Source organism: Sulfitobacter sp. THAF37 (assembly GCF_009363555.1).
Lineage (GTDB): Bacteria > Pseudomonadota > Alphaproteobacteria > Rhodobacterales > Rhodobacteraceae > Sulfitobacter.
In genome coordinates, this window is the sequence record NZ_CP045372.1 from 702,456 (window position 1) to 720,393 (window position 17,938).

The following is a 17,938-nucleotide window of genomic DNA, read 5'->3' on the forward strand; positions in this document are numbered from 1 at the left end:
CTCGCAAAGGCCGGGCTTGACCCGGCCTTTCGTTTGTCACACCCAAGGGGGGTCTTGCCCGAACAAGATGCGTGGCCTGCACGATGGCTGATTTTCGCCGATCTACTTCCGGCCTGAAAATTCTGCTGAACCTTTTTGGACAGGCCGCGTTAACCCACGAACGAATACTCGGGAGACCAAAATGAAAAAGCTACTCATCGCCATTCCTATGATCGCCGCGCTGGCCGCATGTGAACCAGGCGGACCCAACCAAGGTGCTCTGACCGGTGCCGCCCTCGGTGCCGCGACAGGTGCAGCCGTATCCGGCGGCGACGACCGTGTGGCAGGCGCCCTGATCGGCGGTGCTGTCGGCGCAGCTGCCGGCAACTACATCGGTCGCACCCAAGCCGGTGCCTGCGTGTACCAGCGTCCTGACGGTTCGCGCTACACCGCAGCTTGCCCGTAAATCGCGCATTCCCTCCAAGGATCGCGATGGCCTCGCCCTTTCAGGGCGGGGCCATTTTTATTCCGGAAAGAGGCCCGTCAATCGTCAGCCAAATTTCACCTCTCGATTGAAACTGCGCCCCTCAACGAAACAAGAAGCCTCAATACATGATTGTAAAATGCCTCGGCTTCCCTTTACCTTTGGGGGTGATCATATTCATTTCGCGACCCCATATCTCCAGATTGATTGCGCTTTAGGTCCAATCTAAGGTGGCGGCATGGCGCTTCCGGTTGAAACCTTTTTTCTGAATCCCGACGCACCGGGAACGCTGCAGCAGCAGATACAGCAGATGATTGCCCAAGGCATTCTGTCGGGCCGATTTCGGCAGGGAGAAAAGCTGCCTTCAACCCGCAGGCTCGCCGCACACCTTGGGGTCAGCCGCATCACCGTGACCATCGCCTATACCGAACTGCTGGCAAACGACTACCTGACCTCCCGGGGCAGGTCGGGCTATTTTGTCTCGGACAATGCGCCGACACCCCCCAGCTTCGCCCCCCTCGCGGAACGCGAGGACGCGGTCGACTGGTCCCGCGCCATCGGACAGAAGTTCAGCGGCGGCGCGGCCGTGTCAAAACCTCAGGACTGGGCCAAGTTCCGCTATCCCTTCATCTACGGGCAGGCAGACCCGACACTCTTTGACCACACCAACTGGCGGCTTTGCGCGCTCCAGGCGCTGGGGCAACGCGATTTCACGGCGCTGACCACCGATTATTTCGACCGCGACGATCCCCAACTGATCGAATTCATCGCACGGCATACGCTGCCCCGGCGCGGCATCAATGCCCGTCCGGAACAGATTCTGATCACGCTGGGCGCACAGAACGCGCTATGGCTGACCACCCAGGTTCTGCTGACCCAGCGACGGCACGCGGCACTCGAAGACCCCTGCTACCCCGCGCTGCGCGATATTCTGTCCCAGTCACGCTGCCATATGACACCCGTTCGGGTCGATTCCGATGGCATCCCCCCCGATGCGATTCCGCCCGGCACCGACGTCATCTTTACGACGCCCAGCCACCAGTGCCCGACCAATGCGACCATGCCGATGGAGCGGCGCCACGCCCTGCTGGCCCGCGCCGCCGAGATGAACGCGCTGATCGTGGAGGACGACTACGAATTCGAGATGTCGTTCCTGAAGTCTCCATCGCCCGCGCTCAAGTCGCTCGACGCCGACGGCAGGGTGATCTACGTCGGCAGCTTCTCGAAGTCGTTGTTTCCGGGGCTGCGCCTGGGGTATCTCGTCGGCTCCGAGCCCTTCATCAAGGAGGCGCGGGCGCTGCGTGCTTCGGTCCTGCGACACCCACCGGGCCACATCCAGCGCACCGCCGCCTATTTCCTGTCACTGGGCCACTACGACGCCCTGATCCGTCGCATGGGCACCGCACTGCAGGACCGGCGCGCCGTGATGGAACGGGCGCTGGCGGAGAATGACCTGCGCATCTCCGGGCGCGGCTATTATGGCGGGTCGTCCTTCTGGATGCGCGCGCCCGACGGGGTGGATACGGACGCCCTGGCAAAGCGCCTGCACCGAAAGGGCGTGCTGATCGAACAGGGACGCCCCTTTTTCACCGGGCCACACCAGCCCACGAACTACTACCGCCTCGCCTATTCTTCGATCCCCAGCCAGCGTATCCCCGACGGCGTCGGGCTGATCGCAGAGGCCATCAGGGAGTTCAACTGAATTGGCCATAGGCGGCCCCGAAATTTGGCCCTAACAGTGCGCACTCTTGCACCCTACTGTGCCCCCAAAGGCCGAGAATCGCCGGTTTCACCAGACATTAAGGATCACCACCCATGAAAATGACGACCGAAGAAGCATTCGTGAAAGTTCTGCAGCGTCATGGCATCGACAACGCCTTCGGGATCATCGGTTCCGCAATGATGCCGATCTCCGACCTGTTCCCGCAGGCCGGGATCACGTTCTGGGACTGCGCACACGAAGGCTCCGCCGGGATGATGTCGGATGGCTACACCCGCGCCACCGGCAAGATGTCGATGATGATCGCCCAGAACGGCCCCGGCATCACCAACTTCGTCACTGCCGTGAAAACCGCCTACTGGAACCACACGCCGCTGTTGCTGGTCACGCCACAGGCCGCGAACAAGACCATCGGCCAGGGTGGCTTCCAGGAAGTCGAACAGATGAAACTGTTCGAGGACATGGTCGCCTACCAGGAAGAGGTCCGCGACCCCACCCGCGTGGCCGAAGTCCTGACCCGCGTGATCGCCAAGGCCAAGCGCCTGTCGGGCCCCGCGCAGCTGAACATCCCGCGTGATTTCTGGACCCAGGTCGTGGATATTGAAATTCCCGATCCGGTGGAATTCGAACATTCGCCTGGCGGCGAAGGTTCGGTTTCGGCGGCGGCAAAGCTGCTGTCGGAAGCCAAGAACCCCGTGATCCTGAACGGCGCTGGCGTGGTCCTGTCCAAGGGCGGCATCGACGCGTCGAAGGCACTGGCCGAACGACTGGATGCGCCGGTCTGCGTCGGCTACCAGCACAACGACGCCTTCCCGGGGTCTCATCCGTTGTTCGCCGGACCGCTGGGTTACAACGGGTCGAAAGCAGGGATGGAACTGATCAAGGACGCAGACGTGGTCCTGTGCCTCGGGACCCGGCTGAACCCGTTCTCGACCCTGCCGGGTTATGGCATGGAATACTGGCCCAAGGACGCCAAGGTCATCCAGGTCGACATCAACGCCGACCGCATCGGCCTGACCAAGAAGGTCAGCGTCGGCATCGTGGGCGATGCGGCGAAGGTCGCGAAAGGCATCCTGAACCAATTGTCGGACGACGCTGGCGACGCGGGCCGCGAAGATCGCAAGGCGCGTATCGCCAAGGCGAAATCCACCTGGGCGCAGCAATTGTCGTCGATGGACCACGAAGAAGACGATCCCGGCACCACCTGGAACGAGCGTGCCCGCAAGGACAAGCCGGACTGGATGTCGCCCCGCATGGCATGGCGCGCGATCCAGTCGGCCCTGCCGCGCGAGGCGATCATCAGCTCCGACATCGGCAACAACTGTGCCATCGGCAACGCCTACCCGGACTTTGATACGGGCCGGAAATATCTGGCGCCCGGGCTTTTCGGCCCCTGCGGCTATGGCCTGCCCGCCATCGTCGGCGCCAAGATCGGCTGCCCCGACGTGCCCGTCGTCGGATTTGCCGGTGACGGCGCCTTTGGCATTGCTGTCAACGAACTGACCGCGATCGGTCGCGGTGAGTGGCCCGCAGTGACCCAGATCGTGTTCCGCAACTACCAGTGGGGCGCGGAAAAGCGGAACTCGACCCTGTGGTTCGACGACAACTTTGTCGGAACGGAACTGGACACCGAAGTGTCCTATGCAGGCATCGCCCGGTCCTGCGGGCTTGAAGGCGTTGTCGCCCGCAGCATGGAAGAATTGACCGCAGCCCTGAAAAAAGCGATCGACGACCAGATGAATCACGGCAAGACGACGCTGATCGAAGCCATGATCAACCAGGAACTGGGCGAACCCTTCCGCCGCGATGCGATGAAAAAGCCGGTCAGTGTTGCTGGCATCTCGAAGTCCGACATGCGGCCGCAGTCGGTCTGAGCTGTGCCTGGGCCGATACTCGTCCTCAATGCGGGATCCTCGTCGATCAAATGCGCGCTATTCGGCGCGCATTTCCGCGAAGTACTGCGGGTCGAGGCGACGGGGATCGGCGCCCAGGGTGCGGTGAAGGTGAGCGGCACAGCACCGCGCGCCCTGTCGCTGCCGGACAATGCCGCTGCGCTGCGTGCGGTGGCGGACACGCTGGCGGCTCAAGGCGCGGCGCTGGACCGTCTCGCGCTGGTGGCGCATCGCGTGGTGCATGGCGGGGATGAATTCACCGCCCCGGCGCGCATCACCGACCAGGTCCGCGCGGGCATCGAGGCCTGCATCCCGCTGGCGCCGCTGCATAATCCGCATCATCTGGCTGCCATCGACTGGGTCGCACAGACCGCCCCGTCGATGCCGCAGGTGGCCAGCTTCGACACCGCCTTTCACGCCACGGTGCCAGAGGTCGCCCGGCGGTACGCTCTGCCCGATCTGCCTGCCACGCGCGGGCTGCGGCGCTATGGCTTTCATGGCAACAGCTATGCCGCGCTTACCCGCGCCCTGCCGGAGATGACCGGCGCGCCGCTGCCTGCACGGCTGCTGGCGCTTCACCTAGGCAACGGTGCCTCGCTCTGCGCAATCCGAGATGGGCAATCGGTGGCCACCACCATGGGCTATTCCCCGTTGGGGGGGCTGACCATGGGCAGTCGCGTCGGCGTGATCGACCCCGGCGCGGTGCTGGAGCTGGTCTCTCGCGTCGGGTTGCCGCAGGCCGACCAGATCCTCAGCGCACAAAGCGGACTGCTCGGCCTGTCGGGCCTTGGCAGCGACATGCGTGACCTGGCTGCCAGCGATGCGCCTCAGGCTGCTTTCGCCCGCGATCACTTTGCCTATTGGGCCGCGCGCCAGGCCGGGTCGATGTTCGCCGCCATGGGGGGCTGCGACGCCATCGCCTTTACCGGCGGCATCGGCGAGAACGACGCGGACATCCGCAACCGCATCGCCGATCTGCTGCGCTGGGCCGGAGACCTGCCCGTTCATGTTGTCCCCGCTGCCGAAGAGGCGCATATCGCCATGCAAGCCGCGCAGCTGACCGGCATCGGCGCCGCCGATGCCTGATCCCTGGTTCCCCCTGCCCCTCGGCCCCGGCGATATGGCGCTGTTCTTCGCCATCGTCTTCGCAGCGGGGCTGGTGCGCGGCTTTGCAGGTTTTGCCCTGTCGGCGCTGGTGATGGCCGGTGCAGCCAGCTTCATCGCCCCCGTGCTGCTGATCCCGGTCCTGTGGTTTCAGGAAATGGCGGCCAGCCTGATGATGGCCCGCGGAGGCTGGCGCGAGGCGAACAGACTGCGCGCGGCCCTGCTGGTCGCGGGCAACTTGATAGGCTGGCCCCTGGGCTTGTGGCTGACCGTCAGCCTGCCGGTGACGACCTCCGCCCGCATCGCGTTGGTGGTGATCCTGGTGCTGGCCGCGCTGCAATTGCTGCGGGTCAACATCTCCGCACTGGCCACCCGCCGGGGCACCGTGCTGGCCGGTGTTGTCGCCGGCATCGCCTCGGGTCTGGCACATGTGGGCGGCATGGTTGTCGCGCTTTATGTGCTCAGCCAGAACGATACGGCCCGGTCTATGCGCGGGACGCTCGTGCTCTATCTCTTTTTCGGTTCACTGGGGTCGCTTGCCTACCTGCTGGGCTTTGGCGTGATGACCCGATCCGCCGCGCAGGCTGCGGTTTTCCTTGTGCCTGTTACAGTGGCGGGCGTCTGGATTGGCGCCCGGTTGTTCACTTCCAGATGGGAACCCTACTACAAGCCTTTTTGCCTCTGCCTGCTGATCGGGCTTGCGACCCTGTCACTGATCCGCAGCCTGATCTGACCCTGAAAGGACCCCGGTGATGAACCAGCCCAAGCTAGACCTGAGCCCGAAAGTGTCTGACGAGGTGCGCAAGACCACCTGCTACATGTGCGCCTGCCGCTGCGGGATCAATGTGCACCTCAAGCAAGGCAAGGTCGCCTATATCGAGGGCAACCGCGACCACCCCGTGAATCAGGGCGTTCTCTGCGCTAAGGGGTCGGCGGGGATCATGCAGCACAATGCGCCTTCGCGTCTGCGGGCGCCGCTGAAACGTGTAGGCCCCCGCGGATCGGGCGAATTCGAAGAAATATCCTGGGACGAAGCCTATGACATCGCGACCGGCTGGCTTGGTCCCATCCGGGACACGAACCCTGAAAAGCTGGCCTTTTTCACCGGGCGGGACCAATCGCAGTCTTTCACGTCCTTTTGGGCGCAGGCCTTCGGTACCCCCAACTACGCGGCGCATGGCGGGTTCTGTTCGGTCAACATGGCGGCAGCAGGCATCTACACGATGGGCGGCGCTTTCTGGGAATTCGGCCAACCCGACTGGGACCATACCAAACTGTTCATGCTGTTCGGCGTGGCCGAAGATCATGACAGCAACCCGATCAAGATGGGGATCGGCAAGATCAAGGGACGCGGTGCAAGGGTGATCGGAGTGAACCCCATCCGCACCGGATATAACGCAGTCGCCGACGACTGGGTCGGCATCACGCCGGGCACCGACGGTTTGTTCATCCTGTCGTTGATCCACTGCCTGATGAAGGCGGGCAAGATCGACCTGCATTACCTTGCGCAATATACCGACGCCCCGGTTCTGGTGAACGGTGATGAAAAGTCGCCGGACTTCGGTCTCTACCTGCGCGACGAGGACGGCAAACAGTTGGTCATCGACCGTGTGACCAGAAAGCTGACCCCCTACGACCAGCCCGGTGTGAAGCCGGACCTGTCCGCCACGCACCGCGCCAGGGGCGTGACCCACCGGCCCGTGTTCCACATGATGGCGGAGATGTACCTGAGCGAGGACTACGCCCCGGAGGCCGTCGCGGCGCGTTGCGGAATCCCTGCAAACCGCATCCGCGCCATCGCATCGGAACTGGCCCGCGTGGCTTTTGACGAAGCGTTCGAGCTGGACCACACATGGACCGACTTCCGCGGCGAAACGCACGACAAGATGATCGGCCGTCCGGTCAGCTTTCACGCGATGCGCGGCATCTCGGCCCATGCCAACGGCTTCCAGACCTGCCGCGCGCTGCATGTCTTGCAGATCATTCTCGGCACCGTGGAGGTCCCCGGCGGCTTTCGTTTCAAACCGCCCTATCCCAAGCCCGCGACGGCACATCCCAAGCCCCATACCGGCATGACCCCCGGCGGTCCGCTGAACGGGCCGCACCTTGGTTTCGTCCACGGCCCCGACGATCTGGCCCTGAAGGACGACGGCACGCCTGCGCGTATCGACAAGGCGTTCACCTGGGAAAACCCGATGAGCGCGCATGGCCTGATGCACATGGTGATCTCGAACGCACATGCGGGCGATCCCTACAAGATCGACACGCTGTTCATGTATATGGCCAACATGTCCTGGAATTCCTCCATGAACACCGGCGGCGTGATGGAGATGTTGACCGACACGGATGAAAACGGCGACTACGTCATCCCGCATATCATCTACTCGGACGCCTACAGCTCGGAAATGGTGGCCTATGCCGACCTGATCCTGCCCGACACGACATATCTCGAAAGGCACGACTGCATATCCCTGCTGGATCGGCCCATCTGCGAGGCGGACGCGGCGGCGGATGCAATCCGCTGGCCGGTCGTGGAACCGGACCGTAACGTGAAAGGCTTCCAGTCCGCGCTCTGCGATCTGGGCGCAAAGCTGGGCCTGCCCGGTTTCGTCAATGACGATGGCAGCCAGAAATACGCCGATTATGCGGATTACATCGTAAACCACGAACGCCGCCCCGGCATCGGCCCATTGGCAGGCTGGCGCATGGGCGAAGAGGGCCTCCAACACGGGCGCGGCGGACCGAACGAAGGACAGCTGGACAACTACATCAAGAACGGGGGCTTTTTTGCCGCGCATATCCCGGATGGCGCCAACTATTACAAGCCGTGGAACCGGGGCTACCAGGAATGGGCCGTCAACATGGGCCTTTATGACAGCCCCCAGCCCTATCTGTTCTCGCTCTACGTCGAACCTTTGCGGAAATTCCAGCTGGCCGCCGAAGGCCATGGCGAGCGGCAGCCGCCCGAACACCTGCGCGACCGGATCAAAGCGACCATGTCACCCCTGCCGATCTGGTACGAGACGGACCAGCAGGGCAATGATGGCTATACGATCAACGCCCTCACCCAGCGGCCGATGGCGATGTACCACTCCTGGGGCAGCCAGAACGCCTGGCTGCGGCAGCTGCACGGGCACAATCCACTCTACCTGCCGACCAGGCTGATGCGGCAGCATGACCTGGCGGACGGCGATTGGGCAAGGGTCAGTTCCCCACACGGCGAGATCACGGTGCCGGTCATGGAAATGGCGGCCCTGAACGAGAACACCGTCTGGACCTGGAACGCCATTGGCAAGCGAAAGGGGGCCTGGGCGCTGGACAAGGATGCACCGGAGGCGACCAGAGGCTTCCTGCTGAACCACCTGATCCATGAACTGCTGCCCCCAAAGGGCGACGGGCTGCGCTGGGCGAACTCGGACCCGATCACCGGGCAGGCTGCATGGTTCGACCTCAAAGTGAAGATCGAGAAGACCGCCGCCCCCGGGGAAGCCAAGCCGGAGTTTCCTCCGCTAAAGTCGCCGGTCCCGGAAGCGCCGGAAAATCTGGCGTGGAAGGTGGGCAAATGACGGAACGCAAGCCGCGGCGGACATTCGGTCTGGGCCGGACGACGGTTCCGGCACGACACAGAAAGGGCATCGCATGACGTCTCTCCCCGAACGCACCGAGAAGAAGCTCGGCCTTGTCATCGACCTCGATACCTGCGTGGGCTGCCATGCCTGTGTGATTTCGTGCAAGGGCTGGAACACCGAGAATTATGGCGCGCCGCTCAGCGATCAGGACGCCTATGGCGACAACCCGTCCGGCACCTTCCTGAACCGGGTACACAGCTACGAAGTGCAGCCCGAGGAAGGTCACGCCCAGCTGATCCACTTTCCCAAATCCTGCCTGCATTGCGAAGACGCGCCCTGCGTCACCGTCTGCCCCACCGGTGCCAGCTACAAGCGCGTCGAGGATGGCATCGTGCTGGTCAATGAAAGCGACTGCATTGGCTGCGGCCTTTGCGCCTGGGCCTGCCCCTATGGCGCGCGCGAGATGGACGCCACCGAGAAGGTGATGAAGAAATGCACCCTTTGCGTCGACCGGATCTATAACGAGAACCTGCCGGAGGTGGACCGGACCCCCGCCTGTGTGCGCACCTGTCCTGCAGGCGCGCGCCATTTCGGCGATCTGGGCGACCCGGACAGTGCGGTCAGCCAGCTCGTCGCCGAACGCGGCGGCGTTGACCTGATGCCGGAGCAGGGCACCAAACCCGTGAACAAGTACCTGCCGCCCCGGCCTAAGGATAACATCCTAGAGCTGGACGTCCTCGGCCCCTATCTCGAACCCGTCGCGGAAGAACCCAAGGGTTTTCTGGGCTGGCTCGACAAGGCACTGGAGAAACTCTGATGCATCCCGCACCTTCCGTCATCGCATTTTCGACCTTCTCGGGGCTGGGCTTTGGCCTGCTCTTCTGGCTGGGTTTCGGGATACCGACCGTCAGCGGCTGGTCCGCCTTCGCCTTCTTCGCCATTGCGTATGTGCTGGCAGTAGGCGGGCTGATTTCCTCCACCTTTCACCTCGGTCATCCGGAACGCGCGCTCAAGGCGTTCACGCAATGGCGCTCAAGCTGGCTGAGCCGGGAGGGCGTATGCGCTGTCGCCGCACTGGTGGTCATGGCCATCTATGGCGCGGGGCTGGTGTTCTTCAGCGCCTCCTGGCAGCCCGTGGGCATCCTGGGGGCGATCCTTTCGCTTGCGACGGTTTTCACCACCGCGATGATCTACACGCAGCTCAAGACCGTACCCCGCTGGCATCTGCCCCTGACCCCGGCCTATTTTCTGTCTCTGAGCCTGGCGGGGGGCGCCCTTCTGGCGGGTCAGATCACCTGGGGGATCATTCTGCTGATCCTGGCGGGCCTGATCCAGATCGCCACCTGGCTGCTGGGCGACAGGGCGCTGTCGGGGTCCGGCACGGATATGGCAAGCGCCACCCGCCTTGGCGATATCGGCAAGGTCCGCGCCTTCGAACCGCCGCACACCGGCACCAACTACCTGCTGCGCGAATTCGTCTTTCAGATCGGCCGTAAACATGCGCGGAAACTGCGGGTGATCTCGTTCGGATTGATGATCGTGTTGCCTGTGCTGCTGTTGCTGCTGCCCTTCAGCCACCTGCTGGCTGTCATCGCGGTGCTGGCGCATGTGGCCGGGGTGCTGACATCGCGCTGGCTGTTCTTCGCAGAGGCCGAGCATGTGGTCGGCCTCTACTACGGTAAACGATGACCTGCCCCCCGAGGATCAGCCGTTGAGCGGCAGCCGCCGCTCGACCACCCGTGCCATGATCGAGGCGCCGACAGGCAGGACAGAGGTGTCGAGCACGTAGCCGGGATTATGCAGCCCCACGGTACCCGCATGGCCGACTGTGCAATAAGCGCCGGGGATCACCCGCAGCATGTCGGCGAAATCCTCGGACCCGGTCACAGGCGCTGTCTCGGGGTCGAGGTTATCGGCGCCTACAATGTCGCCCGCCGCCTGCATGTAAATGTCCGACAGCTCATCGTCATTGATCAGAACGTCAAAGACGTTGCGCAGGTTCAGCGTGATCTCGACACCGTGCATGGTCGCCATCCCGTCGCAGATCGCCTTCATGCGCGCGGCGGCAAGCTCGTACATCTCGTCCTTGAAGTACCGAACCGTACCTGCCAGCGTCGCTGTATCAGGCACGATGTTATAGGCTGACCCCGCATGTAGCTGTGTCACCGACAGCACCAGCACCTCCTGCGCCGGAATGTTGCGGCTCAGGATCGTCTGAAGCTCGCTGGCCAGCGAGGCGGCGATGATCAGGCTGTCCTTGCTATCGCTTGGCCGTGCCGCGTGACTGCCCCTGCCCTTGATCGCGATGTCAAAGAAGGCGGCACCGGCCATGGCGGCACCCTTGCAGATGCCGACCTTGCCGGGCTTGCCGTTGGGGGTGTTGTGCATGCCGAATATCTCGTCGCATGGAAACTGCTCGAACAGACCGTCCGCCAGCATCTGCCGCGCGCCGCCAAGACCTTCTTCGGCGGGCTGGAACACGACCACCGCCGTCCCGTCGAAATCCCGTGTCGCCGCAAGGTGTTTGGCCGCCCCCAGCAGCATCGTCGTATGGCTGTCATGACCGCAGGCATGCATCACCCCCGGCACGGTGGAGGCATAGTCCAGACCCGTTTCCTCGTGAATTGGCAGCGCATCCATGTCCGCACGCAGGCCAACGCGGCGGTTGCCCTGCCCCTTGCCCCGGATCAGCCCGACGACGCCCGTCTTGCCAAGGCCGGTATGCACCTCGTCCACACCGTATTCACGCAGCTTTTCGGCCACGATCCCGCTGGTGCGCACCTCGGTAAAGCCGATCTCGGGATGGGCATGCAGATCGCGAAAAATCGCCTCCAGCTCGTCCTTGCTGTCAGCGATCGTGGGAAGGATGTTCATGTGCAGGCTCCGGTGCTGGATGGATGTCCCGTCACCCTACGCCCGCTTTGCAGGGAAGTGTAGGGTGGGCATCGCCCACCCCCGAACCGGTTCAGTTCAGCAGACCCGCATGGCGCAGACCGTGATCCACCAGCGCCTTGGTCGCGTCGGAAAGGCCGCTGAGTGGAAGGCGCACCTCTTCGCTGCACAGGTCGAGCCGGGACATGGCATATTTCACACCGACCAACCCAGGCTCTGTAAAGATCGCCTGGTGCAGTGGCATCAGCCGGTCCTGAATCTCCAGCGCCTTGGCGTAGTCCCAGTTGGCACAGGCCGCCTGCATCTCACTGAGCATTCGCGGCGCAACATTGGCCGTAACCGAGATACAGCCAACCCCGCCCTGCGCGTTGAAGCCATGGGCGGTGCCGTCTTCGCCCGACAGCTGAATGAAGTCCTTGCCACAGGTGATGCGTTGCGCGCTCACCCGGGCAACATCGCCGGTTGCGTCCTTGACACCGACGATACGGGGTAGTTTGGCCAGTTCGCCCATGGTGGCCGGGATCATGTCAACAACCGAACGGGGCGGGATGTTGTAGATGATGATCGGCAACTCGCAGCAATCGTGCACAGCGGTAAAATGCGCGATCATCCCGCGCTGCGTCGGCTTGTTGTAGTAGGGCGTGACCACCAGCAGCGCATCGGCGCCCACCTCCTCGGCGTGGCGCGCAAGGCGGATCGCCTCGACCGTGCTGTTCGAACCGGCCCCGGCGATGACCGGAACCCGTCCATCAGCGGCCTTCACGACCTCTTCGATCACCTGCTCATGCTCGCGGTGCGTCAGCGTCGGGGATTCACCCGTGGTCCCCACGGGAACCAGCCCGTTGGAGCCTTCGCCGATGTGCCATTCCACGAGTTTCTTCAGTGTTTCCATATCCAGCTCGCCGTTCCTGAACGGCGTGACGAGGGCAGGCAGAGAGCCTTTGAACATATGCACGCTCCTTTTGTGCTGGCCGGCGACATGCCGGTCTGGAAATCAGTCAAAAGGCACGGCCACGTGATTTGAACTCGGTGACTCATGCCATATGTTGCAAGCCTCTAGCCCCTGACCCATGGAAACTCAAGCGATGACACGACTTCTGACGGCCCTGATGCTTGTTTTCACCTTCGCCGTTGCGGCCCAGGCAGAGCAACGCCCGCGCCCGCTGGGTTGGGCGATGGATGCAATGCGCAACGGCAACTGGGACGCGGCGGCGGCCATTGCGCAGCGGGACGGGGCGGTCGCAGCCGATGTGATCGAATGGCACCGACTGCGGGCCGGGCGCGGCACCTATGACGAGGTGCGGACATTCCTTGCACGGCGCTCGGACTGGCCCGGCGAAAGCTATCTGCGTCGGCAGAGCGAGGAAGCGGTGATCCGCGCCGGAGATGCGGCGATTCTCAGCTTTTTCGGACAGGTCCCTGCGCAGACACCGCGCGGTGTCCTGGCGCATGCGGCGGCCCTGGAGAGGGCAGGCAAGCTGGGCGACGCGCAAGCGAACCTTGTTCTGGCCTGGCGCACCATGCCCATGAACCCCACGTCACAGGCAATGTTCCTCAGGGACCATGAGGCGTTGCTGAAGCCGCACCACGTCGCGCGGCTGGAGCACATGCTGTGGGAACGTGAGCACGCCGAGGCGCGGCAGATGTTCGATCTGGTCGGCAAGGACGACGTTGCGCTGGCCGAGACGCGTATCGCGCTGCAAAGGCTTGAGGGCAACGTGAACCCGATGATCGACGCATTGCCCGCATCCAAGAAAGGCGATCCCGGCCTTCAGCACGACCGGTTCGAATGGCGTATCCGCAAGAACCTGGTCGGCGACGCCAAAGACCTGATGCTGGAACGCTCCACCTCGGTCGCCGCGCTGGGCCGACCCGACAAATGGGGCAACCGCCGCCGCGCTTTGGCGCGGGGCGAGATGCGGTCGGGCGATCCCGAGCGCGCCTATCGAATGGCCTCGCAGCATCACCTGCTACCCGGGTCGGACTACGCCGATCTGGAATGGCTGTCGGGATATATCGCGTTGCGCTTTCTGAAAGACCCCGAAACGGCGTATGAGCATTTCAGCAACCATGACGACGCAGTGGAGTCTCCGATCTCGCAGGGGCGGGCAGGCTACTGGCAGGGCCGCGCGCTGGAGGCGATGGGCGATGCCGAAGGCGCGGCCAAAGCCTATGCCATGGGGGCGAAGTACCAGACCGCCTTTTACGGGCTTCTGGCCGCGGAACGGGGCGGCCTGCCTTTCGACACCAGCCTCGCGGGGCCGGAACCCGAACAGGACTGGCGCACCTCGGCCTTGGCCGACGCGCCTCTGTTCATGGCCGGAATGCTGTTGCAGGCCTCGGGTGAATTGAATCTGGCCGAACGCTTCTGGACGCACCTGGCCGAACAACTGGTGGAGGAAGACCTGCATCTGCTGGGGCAGGCGGCCATCGACATCGGCCAGCCCCACCTTGCCGTGATGATCGGCAAACGGGCCGCGCAGCGCGGGCTGACGATTGCCGCGCCCTACTATCCGCTGCATTCGCTGGTCGAGATGGACCTGCCGATGGCGCCGGAGATGAGCCTGTCGATCGCCCGCCGCGAAAGCGAATTCGATCCCGTTGTGCAAAGCGCCGTGGGCGCGCGCGGCCTGATGCAGATCATGCCTGCCACTGGTCGGGACATCGCGCGGGACCTGGGCATCAGCGACCTGCACACCACCGACCGGATGATTGCGGACCCGGATTACAACGCGCGGCTCGGGGCGACGTACCTCAGCCAGATGGCCCGCCGCTTTGACGGCAACGTCGTGATGATGTCGGCGGCCTACAATGCGGGCCCCGCGCGACCGCCACGGTGGATGGAGCTCTACGGTGATCCCCGCCGGGGAGAGATCGACATCGTCGATTGGGTCGAAATGGTGCCCTTCCGCGAGACCCAGAACTACATCATGCGCGTCACCGAAAGCCTGCCGGTCTACCGCGCACGGCTGGGCAAGGACCCGCTGCCGGTCCCGTTCTCAGAGGAGTTGACGGGATCGACGCTGAAGGCGTTCACGCCAAAAGGTGAATAGGCCCGCCGCAACGATGAGACCCGCCCCCGCGATCACGTTGGCGCGCACCGTTTCGCCGAAAAAGCTGAGACCGATGACCGCGGCAAAGGCGAGCTGAAAGTAGGCGAAGGGTTGTACCGCGCTTGCTTCGGCCACCTCGTAGACGCGGATAAGCAACCAGTGGCCGGATATGCCCGTCACGCAGAGACAGGCCATGACGATCCAGTCCGGGCCGGTCATCGGTTCCCAGAACCAGATGCCGACCAAAGTCATGGTCACGGCCCCGGCGACGCCGGTCCAGAAGAAACTGGTAGCGGTGTTGTCGGCCTTGGCGACATAGCGGGTCAGCAGGCCGTATACCGCAAACATCGCTGCCGCCAAGAGCGGGATCAGCGCGGCGGGATCGAAAACGCTCATCCCCGGTTGCAGGATGATCAGCACGCCGACAAAGCCCACGGCGATCGCCGCCCAGCGCCGCCAGCCCACGCTTTCGCCCAGAATCGGCCCCGACAGGGCGGCCACCAGAAGCGGATAACAGGTAAAGACGGCATGGCTCTCTACCAGCCCAAGGATGGTGAAGGCCAAGACCATCACACAGATCTCTGACGCGAGCAGGATGCCGCGAACCGCCTGCACCACCGGCTGCGTGGTCTGTGCCGCGGTGCGAATGCCACCCGCGCGCCGCGCTGCCACCGCCATTACGAAGGCCGCGAAGAACCAGTAGCGGATCATCACGACCATCAACACGTTGTATTCCGACGCCAGATGACGCGACAGACCGTCCTGCACCGCAAAAATGAACGTCGTGGCGATCATCAGGCCAATGCCAAGCGGTGTGTTGTTGCCCTGGCTCATGCGACCAGTCGCGCCCGTGTCATATGCCGTTTGCGCCCGTGCCCCGGAACCCGCGCCACATCGAAGCCTGCCGCGGCCAGCCCCCGGCGCACGCCACCCGCCGCGGTGTAGGTCGCCGCCGTGCCCCCCGTTGCCGTATGCGCGGCGACCGCCGCCATCAGGTCTGGCGACCAGAGTTCGGGATTCTTGGCCGGGGCGAAGCCGTCGAGAAACCAGGCGTCAGCCCGACCCGGCCAGACCGGCAGGGTATCGCGGGCATCGCCGGTGATGACGTTCAGCCGCAGGCCCGGCAGGCTGATCGCGCCCCCCGCCCCGGTCCAGGCTGCCGCAAGCGCGTCACGCCGCCCCCCGAAGTCGGGAAAGGCGCGGTGCGCCCGGGCCATGTCGGCGCGGGAAAGGGGAAAGGCTTCGAAGCTGGTGAAGTGCAACGTGCCATCGGGGCACGCGGTGGCAAAGGCGTCCCAGGCGATCAGCAGGTTCAGGCCGGTGCCGAACCCCAGCTCTGCGATGGCGAATCCGTCGCGGAACCGCGCAGGCAGATCATTGCCTGCCATGAACACATGCCGCGTTTCCGCCACTCCGTCGTTCAGGCTGAAGAACGGGTCGTCGAAACGGGTCGAAACGGGCACGTCGCCGTCGCGCCATGTGATCGGGTCGGACTGCTGCTGCATGGGGTTGCCCGCTGTGGAGAGTTACGCCAGATGTGCGATAACAGGCGGGAAATGGCAATGCACGATATCACCATCCGCGGCGCGGGAATCTTCGGTCTTTCGATCGCCTGGGCTTGCGTGAAGCGCGGTGCGCGGGTTCAGGTCATCGACCCCCACGGCCCTGCAGCGGGGAGCAGCGGCGGCGTCGTCGGGGCGCTTGCCCCCCATGTGCCGGAGAACTGGAACCCCAAGAAGGCCTTTCAGCTGGAGAGCCTGCTGATGGCAGAGGCGTTCTGGCGCGACGTCGATCGCGCCGGGGGTGGCAACAGCGGCTATGCCCGAACCGGCCGCCTGCAACCGATTGCGGACGACCGACAGCATGCGCTCGCGCAGGACCGGGCCCGGACGGCCCGAGAGCTTTGGCAGGACCATGCGCGATGGGAGGTCGTGTCGGCTACTGGGGCTGCGTGGGAACCCGCCAGCCCCTCGGGCCATCTGATCCGCGACACGCTCAGTGCCCTGGTGCATCCCCGCAGGGGGTGTGCCTCGCTGGTCATGGCGCTGGCCGCGCGGGGCGTGCACGTCCAGGCCGAGGCGCGCGACGAAGGCCGCTCTCTCTGGGCGACGGGCGCCCGGGGGCTGGAAGAACTGAGCGCCACGCATCACCGGCTGGTGGGCACGGGGGTCAAGGGGCAGGCCGCGCTGCTGCGCTACGACGCCGCCGGTGCGCCACAGCTGTTCGCAGGGGGGGTGCACGTCATCCCGCATGGGGACGGCACCGTCGCCGTCGGCTCAACCTCCGAACGTGAATACGACAGCCCCGACCGCCCTGACGCGCTGCTGGATGAGGTGATCGCCCGCGCGCGTGCTGCGGTGCCTGCGCTCGCAACAGCGCCTGTGATCACGCGCTGGGCCGGTCTGCGCCCCCGCAGCCGCAGCCGCGCGCCGATGCTGGGGCCTTGGCCGGACAAGGCGGGACACTTCATCGCCAACGGCGGTTTCAAGATCGGCTTTGGCATGGCCCCAAAGGTCGCCGAAGTGATGGCGGACCTGATGCTGGAAGGTATCGACAGGATTCCAGAGGGATTCGGGGTGGCGGACAACCTGTGATCTTTGACCTGCGGCCGCCGGATAAAGGCCGTGCCAGGGATCAAGCCCCCCGCTGCGGGGTGTCCGTTCCGGCCCGGCGTGGACGGGTCAGATCATCGCCCGCAACGCCTTCATCAGCTCGGTCAGCTCCTTGACATAAATCTCGCCCTGCAGCTGGCCGGTTTCGTCGAACTGCTTGCGGCTGCCGGCCAGGTGGATCTCCGGCCCCTGCAGGATGCGCGGGCGGAACGGCACCATGAAACCGCGCAGGATCATCTGCGCCCGCTCCCCACCCGCGCGGCCCGCCGTGGCGGACATCACGGCGACCGGCTTGCCCTGCCACGGCTTGAATTCTGCCCGGCTGATCCAGTCGAGCGCGTTCTTGATCACGCCGGAGGGCCCCTTGTTGTACTCGGGGGTCGAGAGGATCACCGCATCCGCCGCGTCGATCTGGCGGGCGACCTTGATCACCATCTCGGGCACGCCATGCTCGGCCTCCTCGTCCGCGTCGTAGAGCGGAAAACGGATGTCCGCTTCTTCATAATCCGCCTCGCCGAACAGTCGAGCTGCCTCGCGCAGGAGGCGGGTATTGGTGGCATCGGCCCGGAGTGACCCCGAAATGCCCAGAAGTCTTAATTTGTTCATCGACTGCCTTCCTTTTCCTGCGCGGCG

The 17,938-nt window shown here is 64.3% G+C and carries 15 protein-coding genes; 10 read left to right on the plus strand and 5 right to left on the minus strand.

The annotated features are described in order from the left end of the window. Positions 1–181 precede the first annotated feature (181 nt). The 8 genes from FIU94_RS03570 (at position 182) to FIU94_RS03605 (ending at position 10,437) form a co-directional block, all read left to right on the plus strand. Positions 182–445, plus strand: coding sequence for a glycine zipper 2TM domain-containing protein (locus FIU94_RS03570; RefSeq protein ID WP_071969584.1), 264 nt, complete (start codon positions 182–184; stop codon positions 443–445). Positions 446–701: 256 nt separating this feature from the next. Further along, positions 702–2,165 carry a PLP-dependent aminotransferase family protein gene (locus FIU94_RS03575; RefSeq protein ID WP_152464469.1) on the plus strand — a complete coding sequence of 488 codons (1,464 nt, stop codon included), beginning with the start codon at positions 702–704 and terminating at the stop codon, positions 2,163–2,165. Positions 2,166–2,278: 113 nt separating this feature from the next. Next, a complete protein-coding gene (xsc, locus tag FIU94_RS03580) occupies positions 2,279–4,057 on the plus strand; it encodes a sulfoacetaldehyde acetyltransferase (protein WP_152464470.1) in 1,779 nt (592 codons plus the stop codon). Positions 4,058–4,060: 3 nt separating this feature from the next. Further along, the gene (locus FIU94_RS03585; RefSeq protein ID WP_152464471.1) at positions 4,061–5,161 is read left to right on the plus strand and encodes an acetate/propionate family kinase; all 1,101 of its coding nucleotides are present in this window, start codon (positions 4,061–4,063) and stop codon (positions 5,159–5,161) included. Further along, complete coding sequence (locus FIU94_RS03590; RefSeq protein ID WP_152464472.1) at positions 5,154–5,912, plus strand: sulfite exporter TauE/SafE family protein; 759 nt, start codon at positions 5,154–5,156, stop codon at positions 5,910–5,912. Before FIU94_RS03585 ends, FIU94_RS03590 begins: the two co-directional genes overlap by 8 nt. A gap of 19 nt (positions 5,913–5,931) precedes the next feature. Further along, positions 5,932–8,745 carry a molybdopterin oxidoreductase family protein gene (locus tag FIU94_RS03595; RefSeq protein WP_152464473.1) on the plus strand — a complete coding sequence of 938 codons (2,814 nt, stop codon included), beginning with the start codon at positions 5,932–5,934 and terminating at the stop codon, positions 8,743–8,745. 73 nt (positions 8,746–8,818) lie between these two features. Further along, a complete protein-coding gene (locus FIU94_RS03600) occupies positions 8,819–9,565 on the plus strand; it encodes a 4Fe-4S dicluster domain-containing protein (protein WP_152464474.1) in 747 nt (248 codons plus the stop codon). Continuing rightward, the gene (locus tag FIU94_RS03605) at positions 9,565–10,437 is read left to right on the plus strand and encodes a DmsC/YnfH family molybdoenzyme membrane anchor subunit (RefSeq protein WP_152464475.1); all 873 of its coding nucleotides are present in this window, start codon (positions 9,565–9,567) and stop codon (positions 10,435–10,437) included. The genes FIU94_RS03600 and FIU94_RS03605 overlap by 1 nt, the downstream gene beginning before the upstream one ends. Positions 10,438–10,452: 15 nt before the next feature. Here the strand turns inward: FIU94_RS03605 and FIU94_RS03610 are convergent, their stop codons facing one another. Further along, positions 10,453–11,622, minus strand: coding sequence for a M20 aminoacylase family protein (locus FIU94_RS03610; RefSeq protein WP_152464476.1), 1,170 nt, complete (start codon positions 11,620–11,622; stop codon positions 10,453–10,455). A 91-nt stretch (positions 11,623–11,713) separates the two neighbouring features. After that, on the minus strand, positions 11,714–12,589 hold the full coding sequence (gene dapA / locus FIU94_RS03615) for a 4-hydroxy-tetrahydrodipicolinate synthase (protein WP_152464477.1): 876 nt from the start codon (positions 12,587–12,589) through the stop codon (positions 11,714–11,716). A gap of 136 nt (positions 12,590–12,725) precedes the next feature. On the opposite strand from dapA, the gene FIU94_RS03620 reads away from it, so the two are divergent. After that, on the plus strand, positions 12,726–14,693 hold the full coding sequence (locus FIU94_RS03620; protein WP_152464478.1) for a lytic transglycosylase domain-containing protein: 1,968 nt from the start codon (positions 12,726–12,728) through the stop codon (positions 14,691–14,693). Here the strand turns inward: FIU94_RS03620 and FIU94_RS03625 are convergent. Both FIU94_RS03625 and mnmD read right to left on the minus strand, forming a co-directional pair. Next, complete coding sequence (locus FIU94_RS03625; RefSeq protein ID WP_152464479.1) at positions 14,640–15,527, minus strand: DMT family transporter; 888 nt, start codon at positions 15,525–15,527, stop codon at positions 14,640–14,642. The genes FIU94_RS03620 and FIU94_RS03625 overlap by 54 nt on opposite strands. After that, positions 15,524–16,198 carry a tRNA (5-methylaminomethyl-2-thiouridine)(34)-methyltransferase MnmD gene (gene mnmD, locus FIU94_RS03630; protein ID WP_152464480.1) on the minus strand — a complete coding sequence of 225 codons (675 nt, stop codon included), beginning with the start codon at positions 16,196–16,198 and terminating at the stop codon, positions 15,524–15,526. The genes FIU94_RS03625 and mnmD overlap by 4 nt, the downstream gene beginning before the upstream one ends. 57 nt (positions 16,199–16,255) lie before the next feature. On the opposite strand from mnmD, the gene FIU94_RS03635 reads away from it, so the two are divergent. Further along, complete coding sequence (locus FIU94_RS03635) at positions 16,256–17,287, plus strand: FAD-binding oxidoreductase (protein ID WP_152464481.1); 1,032 nt, start codon at positions 16,256–16,258, stop codon at positions 17,285–17,287. Between the two features lie 87 nt (positions 17,288–17,374). Here FIU94_RS03635 and FIU94_RS03640 read toward each other — a convergent pair whose 3' ends face one another. Next, positions 17,375–17,911, minus strand: a complete 537-nt coding sequence (locus tag FIU94_RS03640; protein WP_152464482.1) for an NADPH-dependent FMN reductase — start codon at positions 17,909–17,911, stop codon at positions 17,375–17,377. Between the last annotated feature and the right edge of the window lie 27 nt (positions 17,912–17,938).

Excerpts from the sequence above, each read along its gene's own strand:
- FIU94_RS03570 (WP_071969584.1), top strand. The coding sequence starts at position 182 with ATGAAAAAGCTACTCATCGCCATTCCTATGATCGCCGCGCTGGCCGCA.
- FIU94_RS03575 (WP_152464469.1), top strand. The coding sequence starts at position 702 with ATGGCGCTTCCGGTTGAAACCTTTTTTCTGAATCCCGACGCACCGGGA.
- xsc (WP_152464470.1), top strand. The coding sequence starts at position 2,279 with ATGAAAATGACGACCGAAGAAGCATTCGTGAAAGTTCTGCAGCGTCAT.
- FIU94_RS03590 (WP_152464472.1), top strand. The coding sequence starts at position 5,154 with ATGCCTGATCCCTGGTTCCCCCTGCCCCTCGGCCCCGGCGATATGGCG.
- FIU94_RS03595 (WP_152464473.1), top strand. The coding sequence starts at position 5,932 with ATGAACCAGCCCAAGCTAGACCTGAGCCCGAAAGTGTCTGACGAGGTG.
- FIU94_RS03600 (WP_152464474.1), top strand. The coding sequence starts at position 8,819 with ATGACGTCTCTCCCCGAACGCACCGAGAAGAAGCTCGGCCTTGTCATC.
- FIU94_RS03605 (WP_152464475.1), top strand. The coding sequence starts at position 9,565 with ATGCATCCCGCACCTTCCGTCATCGCATTTTCGACCTTCTCGGGGCTG.
- FIU94_RS03610 (WP_152464476.1), bottom strand. The coding sequence starts at position 11,622 with ATGAACATCCTTCCCACGATCGCTGACAGCAAGGACGAGCTGGAGGCG.
- dapA (WP_152464477.1), bottom strand. The coding sequence starts at position 12,589 with ATGTTCAAAGGCTCTCTGCCTGCCCTCGTCACGCCGTTCAGGAACGGC.
- FIU94_RS03620 (WP_152464478.1), top strand. The coding sequence starts at position 12,726 with ATGACACGACTTCTGACGGCCCTGATGCTTGTTTTCACCTTCGCCGTT.
- FIU94_RS03625 (WP_152464479.1), bottom strand. The coding sequence starts at position 15,527 with ATGAGCCAGGGCAACAACACACCGCTTGGCATTGGCCTGATGATCGCC.
- mnmD (WP_152464480.1), bottom strand. The coding sequence starts at position 16,198 with ATGCAGCAGCAGTCCGACCCGATCACATGGCGCGACGGCGACGTGCCC.
- FIU94_RS03635 (WP_152464481.1), top strand. The coding sequence starts at position 16,256 with ATGCACGATATCACCATCCGCGGCGCGGGAATCTTCGGTCTTTCGATC.
- FIU94_RS03640 (WP_152464482.1), bottom strand. The coding sequence starts at position 17,911 with ATGAACAAATTAAGACTTCTGGGCATTTCGGGGTCACTCCGGGCCGAT.